This is a genomic window from Streptomyces durocortorensis (genome assembly GCF_016901035.1).
Lineage (GTDB): Bacteria > Actinomycetota > Actinomycetes > Streptomycetales > Streptomycetaceae > Streptomyces > Streptomyces durocortorensis.
The window spans coordinates 1-5,844 of record NZ_JAFEUF010000343.1; the positions used below are offsets into that span (position 1 = coordinate 1).

Annotated in this window: 8 protein-coding genes; 4 read left to right on the forward strand and 4 right to left on the reverse strand. The window is 69.9% G+C overall.

Annotated elements, in window-relative coordinates; genetic code table 11:
• Positions 1-29 precede the first annotated feature (29 nt).
• Both JS521_RS33195 and JS521_RS33200 read left to right on the forward strand, forming a co-directional pair.
• Positions 30-1,208 carry a lipase family protein gene (locus JS521_RS33195; protein WP_372448639.1) on the forward strand — a complete coding sequence of 393 codons (1,179 nt, stop codon included), beginning with the start codon at positions 30-32 and terminating at the stop codon, positions 1,206-1,208.
• A 91-nt stretch (positions 1,209-1,299) separates the two neighbouring features.
• Positions 1,300-1,986 (forward strand): hypothetical protein, encoded by a 687-nt coding sequence (locus tag JS521_RS33200; protein ID WP_307847987.1) that lies wholly within the window; start codon positions 1,300-1,302, stop codon positions 1,984-1,986.
• An 18-nt stretch (positions 1,987-2,004) separates the two neighbouring features.
• Here the strand turns inward: JS521_RS33200 and JS521_RS33205 are convergent, their stop codons facing one another.
• The 3 genes from JS521_RS33205 to JS521_RS33215 are packed head-to-tail and all read right to left on the reverse strand — an operon-like array spanning position 2,005 to position 3,787.
• Positions 2,005-2,658, reverse strand: a complete 654-nt coding sequence (locus JS521_RS33205) for a TetR/AcrR family transcriptional regulator (RefSeq protein WP_205086609.1) — start codon at positions 2,656-2,658, stop codon at positions 2,005-2,007.
• A gap of 59 nt (positions 2,659-2,717) precedes the next feature.
• Positions 2,718-2,954: a DUF397 domain-containing protein gene (locus JS521_RS33210; protein WP_030812899.1), complete on the reverse strand. Its 237-nt coding sequence runs from the start codon at positions 2,952-2,954 to the stop codon at positions 2,718-2,720.
• Complete coding sequence (locus JS521_RS33215) at positions 2,951-3,787, reverse strand: helix-turn-helix domain-containing protein (RefSeq protein ID WP_205086610.1); 837 nt, start codon at positions 3,785-3,787, stop codon at positions 2,951-2,953. The genes JS521_RS33210 and JS521_RS33215 overlap by 4 nt, the downstream gene beginning before the upstream one ends.
• 156 nt (positions 3,788-3,943) lie before the next feature.
• Between JS521_RS33215 and JS521_RS33220 the strand changes: the two genes are divergently transcribed.
• A complete protein-coding gene (locus JS521_RS33220) occupies positions 3,944-4,351 on the forward strand; it encodes a hypothetical protein (RefSeq protein ID WP_205086611.1) in 408 nt (135 codons plus the stop codon).
• Here the strand turns inward: JS521_RS33220 and JS521_RS33225 are convergent.
• Entirely contained in the window at positions 4,340-4,957 is a 618-nt protein-coding gene (locus tag JS521_RS33225; RefSeq protein WP_205086612.1) for a GNAT family N-acetyltransferase, read from the reverse strand. The genes JS521_RS33220 and JS521_RS33225 overlap by 12 nt on opposite strands.
• 182 nt (positions 4,958-5,139) lie before the next feature.
• On the opposite strand from JS521_RS33225, the gene JS521_RS33230 reads away from it, so the two are divergent.
• Entirely contained in the window at positions 5,140-5,799 is a 660-nt protein-coding gene (locus JS521_RS33230) for a DsbA family oxidoreductase (protein ID WP_205086613.1), read from the forward strand.
• Positions 5,800-5,844: the final 45 nt, after the last annotated feature.

The window sequence follows — 5,844 nt, forward strand, 5'->3', positions numbered from 1 at the left end:
CCCGCCGTCGCCCCCTCATCCCGCGCGCACTGGGCCAGGCCCTGGTCGCCCTCGCCGTGGCCGTGGCCGCACTGCCGGCCACGGCGGCCGCAGCCGCCGGCCCCGCCCCCGCCGGCATTCCGAAGGCTGCGGCGACCGCCGAGAAGCCCGGCGACCTGCTGGACGTCACCGAGTCGGCGTTCCACCCGCTTCCCGGGCAGCCGACCCTCACCAAGGCGTGGAAGGTCAGCTACCGCTCCACCTCCGCGCTCGGTGAGCCCAACACCGTCACCGGCACCGTGATCGTCCCGCAGGACGGCCGGAAGGGCCCGCGCCCGCTCATCACCTACGCGGTCGGCACGGTCGGTCTCGCCGACTCCTGCGCCCCCAGCGCCAACCTGCCCAAGGGCACGGCGATGGAGGCCAACCTGATCCAGCAGTACACCTGGCGCGGCTGGGCCGTCGTCGTCACCGACTACGAGGGCCTGGGCACGGCGGGCGAGCACACGTACGTGGCCGGGCGCTCAGCCGGGCACGCCGTGCTGGACGCGGCCCGCGCCGCCCAGCGCATCCCGGCCGCCGCCGCCTCCGGGCTGAGCGCCGAGTCGCCCGTCGGGATCGTCGGCTACTCGCAGGGCGGCCAGGCGTCCTCCTGGGCCGCCGAGCTGAAGAAGTCGTACGCCCCCGAGCTGAACGTGAAGGGCACCGCGACCGGCGGCGTCCCCGCGCACCTGGAGAAACTGGTGCCGGTGCACAACGGCTCGTACGGGTCGGGGCTGCTGTTCATGGCGGCGGCGGGCCAGGACGCGGCCTACCCGGAGCTGAAGCTCGACGGGTACCTGAACCCGAAGGGCAAGGAACTGATCTCGTTCCTCCGGAACAACTGCGTGATCCTCGGCTCGACCGTGGGGTCCTTCAAGAAGATCTCGGACCTCACGACGAGCGACCCGCTCGCGACCCCGCAGTGGCAGAAGCGCCTGGACGAGTCCGACCTCGGCACCCGCGCCCCGGACCACCCGGTTTACCTATACCACGCGCTCGGCGACGAGCTGATCCCGTACTCCCTGGGCAAGGGGCTGCGCGCCGACTGGTGCGCGAAGGGCGGGACGGTGGACTGGCGCACGATCGTGCTCGGGGAGCACGTCTCCGGCGTTATCACCGAGGCGTTCAACGTACAGAACTGGCTCGCGGCCCGGTTCGCGGACAAGAGGACGAACGGCAACTGCTGACCCGCCGGCCCGCCCCTGACGGCTCTCTCTGATCACAGTGCGTTACCGGTACGGTGTGTTAGCTTGGATCGGAAGGTCCAAGTAGCACACCGTGCTGGTCGCGATCAGGGAGGGCGTCACCATGGGGCTGAGCTGGAACGACCGACGACTTGAGCGCCGGGTGAAGCCGGGCGACGGGAAGCCGCTGAAGCCCTTCCGCTGGTGGCAGATGACCCGGCGCTCGCTCCTCTCCATCGCGCTGCCGGTGGGCGGCGGCCCCTCCGCGACGTACACGGTGGAGGTCAAGCACGGCGGCGACCCCGAGACGGGCGTGGTCCGAGCGCGGCTGTACCGCGACGGGCTCTGCGAGGCCGAGTCCAAGCTCCCGGCCCGCTTCCCCGCCCCCGGCGGGACCATCGAGGTCCGCAGGAGCGAAGTGGGCATGCGCCGCTGCCACTTCGTCGCGGACGACGGCTCGGAGGCGCGGCTCGTGCCCGACCCCCGGTCGGCGGAAGGTCGGCGCATGAGGTTCGCCCGCGAGCACCCGGGCGCCAGCGGTCTCATCGGGGCCGTATCGGTGGTGCTGCTGCTCATCGGGGTCGGCCTCAACCTGCTTCAGGCCGCGCAGCCGATCTCCGAAATCCCGGCCATCGCCGACTCGTTGGGTACCTTCGAGTCGCCCTTGCGGCTGCCGGTGTGGCTGAACGTCACGCTCGGCCTCGGCGCGGCGCTCGGCGCGACCGAGCGGGCCATGCGGATGCGCTACCACTGGCTCCTGGACAGCGGGGCCGGTACCTGACGCACGCGGAGGACCGGGTCAGACCCGGTTGTCCAGCACGAGGTCGACGCCGGTGCGGAGCATGTCCAGCTCGGTGGCGATGTGCGCGTCCTCGCTCGGCAGCACCTGTTCGACCGCTACGCCGTTGGCCAGCGTCAACAGGAACCGCGCGCGACGTGTCGTGTCCCCGGCGGCCAGCGCCCCCTCCTCGACCAGCACGTTCAGGCACTCCTCCACCCGGCGGGTCACCTCGCGCTGCATGGCCTGGTACTCCGCGCGCATGGCCTGGGTGGGCTCCTGGGCGATGTACCGCTCGTGCACCGTCAGCCAGGCCTCGCGTGCGCCCCGGGCGCTGTCCGGCGGCACGAGGAGGCCCTGTACACAGCCGAGCAGGCGGTCACGCGGAGAAATGGACGTGTCGCGGAAGCTGGCCTCCGGCAGGACGAGGTCGAAGACGACCTTCAACATGGCGTCCATGAGGGCACGTTGCGTGGGGAAGTGGTGCCGCAGCGACCCCGTGCTCACCCCCGCCCGCTCGGCCACGGCGCGCACGCTCAGCGCCGCCCCCGCGCCCTCGCCGAGCATGGTCGAGGCGGCCCACAGGATCCGGTCCCGGCTCTTGAGGCCTTCTGGTGGTGTGGGGTGAGTCGGTTCGGGTTCCGGTTCCGCGTCACCAGCACGCTGTACTGCCATGATTCCGACGCTAACACGGCCCCCACCAGCGGATACGGCAGGACGGAGCCGCGTTCGGCTCACTCCGCCCAGGTGACGAACGCCGACCAGGCGTCGGGCGCGACGGCGAAGACGGGCCCGTCGGTGACCTTGGAGTCACGGACGTGGACGGAGTGGGGGCAGGCGGACACCTCGACGCAGTCGCCGCCGCTGGCGTTGCTGTAGGAGGACGTACGCCAGTCGAAGGCGACCTCGATGCAGTTGCCGCCGCTTTCGCTGCTGTAGCTCGACTTGAACCACCGGAGGGTGCTGCTCATTCCGTCACTCCTGCCAACCGCATGATGAGGTCCAGCGATTCACGAGGACCCAGGGCCTGTGAGCGGATCTTCGCATAGCGCTGAGCGTAGACGCTCACCTTTGCCGGGTCACTGATCAGGATGCTCTCGTCCTGCGGCTCCAGATAGACGAGGCGTTCGTGCTCCGGAGTCTCCACCAGATTCATCTCGCCGCGACCACCGTCGTACTCCCCGTACTTCCCGGCGTCCAGGGGCAGCACGAGCAGCGTGACATTGCGCCGCCGAGCGCACTCCACGAGATACAGCAACTGCTCCCGCATGAGCTCCTCGCTGCCGATGACACGGCGCAGAACGGCCTCATCGATGATGATCTCGATCATCGGCAGTGGGTCGCGGTCGAAGAGAGCTTTGCGCGCCATTCGCAGCTGGACCAGCTCCTCCACGCGCTCGTCAGCGAGCGGCGGGTATCCGCCACCGATCAGCGCCCGTGCGTACGCCTCCGTCTGGAACAGCCCGTGCACGACGTTCGTGGCGAACAACTGGAGGCTGAGGGCGGCCTCCTCCAGCAGCGCGTAATCCTTGAACTGCTCGGGCAGCCGCTCCATCCGCATGTACTGCCGTGCCGTCTCGAAGATGCGCGTCCCGCTGCCGTGTACTCGCCCCAGCTCGACCAGCATCGCGTCACTGGCCGGCTGGGCGCACGTCTCCATCGCGCTGATCGCCGCCGCCGAGTAGCCGATCTCCTTGCCTTCCTGCTCCTGGGTCCACCCGCGCTGGACGCGTAGCGTCCGGGCCATCTCTGCCACCATTCGGGCCATCGGGCTCGCCGTTTCCTTGTTCTCAGCACTCGCCATTACGCGATCTCTTTTCGACTCAACCGAACTCAACCGGTCATTACTCGATGCTGCTGAACTCGACTCCGCTCCAGCGAAGTCCGCGCAGGTCAACGGCTTTGCGACGCACCTCGGCAGGCATGGATAACGCTAGGTGATCGGGGTCACAATCGTCCCGTGAACGCAACTAATGGCGGTGTGACGGCGGACTGGATTCCGGAGTACGGATTCCATCTCCGCAAGGCGGGCGTGCAATTCGACGCGATCCGCGTGGACGGTGACGCGGGGCGGCGGCTGGCCGACGTGATGGAGGAGTTGGTCGGGGGCGAACCCGGGCCCGTCGTCAGCGAGTCGAACGGCCGGCGCGGGGTGTACTTCCTCGTCCCGCCCGGCTCGACGGCGGGGCGGCCGTGGCCGCGTGAGGTGACGACGTTCAACTCGGCGACGGGCCGGATCAGCTACGTACCCGTACCGGCGCTCGGCGGCGACACCTGGCCGCTGATGTGGCGGTACCCGCCCACGCGTGCGGGGCGGTTCGTGCACACGTTGATCCTGTTCAACGCGGCGTACACGTTACTGAGTTGAGCGACCGAGGTACGTCACCGGCCCGGCGTCCGGGACCGCGATCTCGTGGAAGCCGACGCGGTCGTAGAAGGCGCGGGCCCGGGTGTTGGCGGTGAGCATGCTCAGGTGGACCGCCTTCACGCCCTGCGCGTGGAGGGCGGCGAGGAAGGTGTCCATGAGCCGTCGCCCGTAACCGGACCGCTGGTGGGTCGGGAGCAGGTCGATGTGCAGGTGGGCCGGGTAGTCGGCCAGCTCCGGCAGGATCATGCGCTCCGGGTCGTGCATCAGGACGGTCATCGCCTCGGCGGGGGTGGCCGGCTCGCGTACGGGGGCCGGGTAGCGGTCGGCGAGGCCGGGGAGCCATTCGGCGCGGTAGCGGTCGACGAAGGACGCGGTGTCCGCCGTACCGAGGATGTAGCCGACCGCGCGGCCGCCGTCCTCGACCACGAAGGCCAGCTCCGGTTCCAGGACGGCGTAGGGCGCGGCGAAGATGTTCGGCAGCAGGGTCGGGTCCGGGTAGAGGTGGCGGGCGTCCCCGCCCTCGTGCCCGGTGCGTACGCAGATGTCGACGAGGGCCTCGCGGTCCCCGGAGCGGTACGGGCGCAGCACGGGCGGCGGAGGAGTCATGCGGGGGATCCTCGCGGTGGGGGGGGGCTCCCGCAAGACCATTCCCGGCTGCCGTCTCCACGGGCGCGGCAGACTTGACACTAAAGTGCATGATCGTGCAACCTTCTGCTCGTCCGTCAACTCCTGCCGCCCTGCCGGGGGATGTTGTTGCTTGCGCGATCAAATGACCTGGAGGTCTGCGCATGGCTGATCCCGTGAAGATCAAGATCTGGTCCGACTACGTCTGCCCGTTCTGCATGCTGGCCGAAGGTCCCCTGGAAGAGGCGATCAAGGACGTCGGCGCGGAGGTGGAGGTGGAGTGGATGCCGTTCGAGCTGCGTCCCCACCCCCAGCCCACGCTGCGGCCGGAGGACGAGTACCTGCCCGCCATCTGGGAGCGGGCCGTCTACCCCATGGCGCGCAGGCTGGGCGTCGACATCACGCTGCCCGCCGTCTCTCCCCAGCCCTACACGGCCCTCGCCTTCGTCGGCTATCAGTACGCGGCCGACCAGGGCCTGGGGACGGAGTACAACCAGCGGCTGTTCCGGGCCTTCTTCCAGGAGAGCCAGGATCTGGGGCTGCCCGACGTTCTCGCGGCTCTGGCTGTGGAGGTCGGTCTCGACGAGGCCGGGTTCCGGGCCGCGCTGGAGGACGACGGGTATCGCGCCCGGCACGAGGAGGCCCTGCGGGAGGGCGCGGCGCACCAGGTGCAGTCGGTCCCCACCCTGCTCGTCGGGGACATCAGGATCGAAGGCGTCCCGCGTCCGGCCCAGTTGCGCAAGGCGATCCTCGACGCGCAGGCGCGGCAGGAGGAGGACGCGGTGGTCTACGGCGCGTCCTGCGGTATCGACGGGAAGTGCTGACGTGACCGGCGCGCACCCTGCCCACCCTGCTCACCCCACCCGCTC